The organism is Xenorhabdus bovienii (genome assembly GCF_024721015.1).
Classification (GTDB): domain Bacteria; phylum Pseudomonadota; class Gammaproteobacteria; order Enterobacterales; family Enterobacteriaceae; genus Xenorhabdus; species Xenorhabdus bovienii.
Window position 1 is genome coordinate 1 of record NZ_JANAIF010000143.1, and the last position, 3,711, is coordinate 3,711.

At 44.6% G+C, this 3,711-nt stretch carries 1 protein-coding gene; it reads left to right on the top strand.

The window, feature by feature from the left end:
* Positions 1-401 precede the first annotated feature (401 nt).
* A complete protein-coding gene (locus NXS07_RS19000) occupies positions 402-3,452 on the top strand; it encodes an autotransporter domain-containing protein (protein WP_258087408.1) in 3,051 nt (1,016 codons plus the stop codon).
* Positions 3,453-3,711 lie beyond the last annotated feature (259 nt).

The following is a 3,711-nucleotide window of genomic DNA, read 5'->3' on the forward strand; positions in this document are numbered from 1 at the left end:
CCGTGGAGTATGAGCTAAATACTCTATTGGAAGGTTATGGTGCTAAATTTGCAATTAATTTTTCTTGATTACTTAAGATACGTAATTATCGCACCTACTACTATAAATAAAATTCCAAAGTGTGACCATGTTATTTTTGTAACTAAACTGTTATAAAAAAGTTAATATATTTCTTGCATTTCGGATTTAATTATTATGCTATAGCGAGTGTGGGCGAAGGATAGATATTGCTGGGGATGGCCAGCAGCATCTTAGTCAAAATGATCCTTACAGAGTGCAAGAGAAATTGGCACCGCCTGTTCTATAAATTTATCTCACCTTTCTTATAAAGACTTTCTGAGGAGCGGTATGAAAGACAGCGAACTGAAAGTCACTACTTTCCGAAAAATGGACTCACTTTTATGAAAAAAAACAATCCGGCACGGCCGATTTTTTTAGGGATGACATTGTTATTTGGGCTATTACCTACTGGTTCGTTAATTGCTGCCACTGAATATCACGAACAGGGTAAAAAAGGTATACCTGATAGTTGGTTGTCAGATGAATTTAAGAATCAATGGGGGTTGGCCTCTATCGGTGCCCATTATGCCTATGCCAGAGGTTATACGGGTAAGGGCATTAATGTCGGTGTATTAGATGAGGCGGTTACCAACCATCCTGAATTTGCTGACAAACTAAAGATAATAGCTCCATCCGACATTTGGAGCTATAGTTATGATCCCTACAGCGATCTGATCAGCTTTGGCGCCCATGGCAATCATGTGTCAGGAACCATTGCGGCGAACAGAGATGGCAGAGAAATGCACGGAGTAGCATTTGATGCTGGCTTAGTCACCGCAAAGTTTCTGCAAAATGATTACAACCGCACAGAAGCTATGATTCAAAGCGATGCTCGCATCATTAATAACAGTTGGGGAGTTCGTCCGCGTTATTATGTGGGTAGCGACGGTAGACCTATCCGATTGCCTAATGGGACTATCGCTTACTATAAAGTTACATTGAAACAGCTAATTAATTATGTCTCGCCAATTAAAGAAAAACTAAACGAGTTAAGCCAAGCCCCGCTCGCAGTTACGGGAGAGCCGTTAGCCAGTGATGCCGGCATGTTGCGTGCTGCTCGCCAAGGAAAATTAATGGTTTTCGCTGCGGGTAACGCGAATAATTATAACGTGACTTGGTTACATGCAGGGATGCCTTATTTCTTCCCTGACGTACTGAAAAACTACCTTAGCGTCACCAATCTAAAAGAAGACGGTTTGATTGCACCATCGTCAACTAGCTGTGGATATACCGCCAGTTGGTGCCTGGCTGCACCAGGCACCAAGGTTTACAGTAGCACTGGCGATTTTGTCTCGAAAAATGGTGGCGAAATTAACGAGGACGCTTTAAAGAAAGGCGAGCTGGAGATTGATCCCACCTATGATACTTACACAGGTACATCAATGGCCGCGCCGCATGTGGCAGGAACCGCCGCAGTTCTGATGCAACGTTTCCCTTATATGACTGCGGCGCAAATTGCCGATGTTATCAAAACCACCGCGACTGATTTGGGGACGCCGGGTCTTGATGACCTATATGGTTGGGGAAAACTGAACCTGAAAGATGCCATTAATGGCCCTAAAATGTTCATTACTAAGCAAGATATTCCCGCTAAATATTACATTGAAGGTTCGTATACCGAAACACAGTTTATCGCCAATATTGCCGGCATCGGCAGTCTGATTGAGCCAGGCACCACCGTACAACGAGTATGTAACAGTATTGAGTGCGTCTATGACTATTGGAGCAATGATATCAGTGGTCATGGTGGCCTGACTAAAAATGGCAGCGGTGCGCTCCTACTTACCGGAGCCAGTACTTATTCTGGTCCAACATGGGTGAATCAAGGGCTGTTATTGGTGAACGGTTCGATAACCTCCGACGTGACAGTACAAAGCGATGCAACCTTGAGCGGAAAAGGCACTGTTGGCTCACTCACTGCTTACAACGGAGCTAACATTGCACCGGGTAATACTGACGCTGCTCTGAATGTTGATCGCGAAGTCATTTTTGAAACAGGCTCTCGCTATCAGGTGACATTAACGCCGGATGGTAAGAGTGATCGTATCCTGAGTAATGGTATGGCAGGGCTGGAAGGTGGTGAAGTGCAAGTGACTTTGGAAAACCGGGGTAACTTGCTGTCGCAGCAAAAGGTACGCAGTCTGCTTGGCCAGCAATACAATATCTTGCAAGCGAGCAATGGCATCTATGGTCAATTTGACACCGTATCACAGGGGCATCTGTTCCTTGATATCCCGCTCAACTATCAATTTGATCGAGCGTTGCTGGATATAAAACGCAACACAACCGAGTTTGCCAGCCTAGCCACAACGGCTAATGGGCGTTCAGTTGCCAAAGCGGCTGATATGCTGAATTCAGACCATCCAGTTCATGAAAGTATTCTGATGGTAAATTCAGCCACACAGGCCAGTCAGGCATTCAGCCAACTTTCAGGACAGGTTCATGCTGATATTGCTGCTGCACAGATCAATAGCAGCCGCTATCTGCGCGATACACTGAATACCCGTTTGCGTCAGGCCAATGGCGTAGCCACTTCTCAGGAAATCAAAGCGGATACAGATGGTGCTTGGGTACAGATAATGGGTAACTGGCAGCGTGCCAGCGGCAACAATGAAGTCAGCGGTTATCGGATGTCCAACTACGGCGTGTTGTTGGGTGTAGATAAAGACTTGTCCAGCGACTGGCGGCTTGGCGTGGCTACCGGCTACACTCGCTCTTCTCTGCATGGGGGCGATAGCGCATCAGCACGCAGTGATAACTATCACTTGGCTTTATACGGCAGCAAACAGATTGATGCTCTGGCATTACGTGCTGGTGTGGCCTACAGTTGGCATCGTTTTGACACCGAGCGCTCAGTTGCTTTTGGTGATCAGTCCGACGATCTGAAAGCTAAATACGGTGCACGTACTGGACAATTATTTACCGAAGCGGGTTATGGTATTAAAACCTCTTGGCTGAATTTGGAGCCATTTGCCAACTTAGCTCACGTTAACTTCCACAACAATAGCATTAATGAACAAGGCGGAGCCGCTGCACTGCACGGCGACAAAAAATCACAGAATGCTACCTTCTCTACACTGGGTTTGCGTGCCGACCAAAAATGGAAAATCGAACTCGAATCCCAAAGAGAATTGCATGTGGGTGTATATGGTGAACTGGGCTGGCAACATCGGTTTGGTAACATCAATCGTGGCACTAAGTTAGGTTTCAGCAATAGTAATACGATGTTTACTGTCAACAGTGTTTCAGCGGGGCGTGATGCAGCAGTGGTTAAAGTAGGTACTGAATTAGATATCGGCAAAAATACCACACTGGCACTGGGATATAATGGCGTTTTATCAAGCAGCCATAAAGATAATGGTGTGTTCTTGAATGCTAATTGGCGATTCTGATCAGTAAAAATTGCCTGAGTATATTCTCAATAAAAAAACTCACTGCTAGCTTGCCAGCAGTGAGTTTTTTTTCACCTCTGAGTACAATCAATATGAAATCGTGGGTATAAATGTTAAAGATGACTCTAAAGGTACAATTGACTATGACGATACCGTACCTCAATTAAATTAATAATTTTTTATTAAGTAATCAAGAAAAATTAATTGCAAATTTAGCACCATAACCTTCCAATAGAGTATTTAGCTCATACTCCACGGT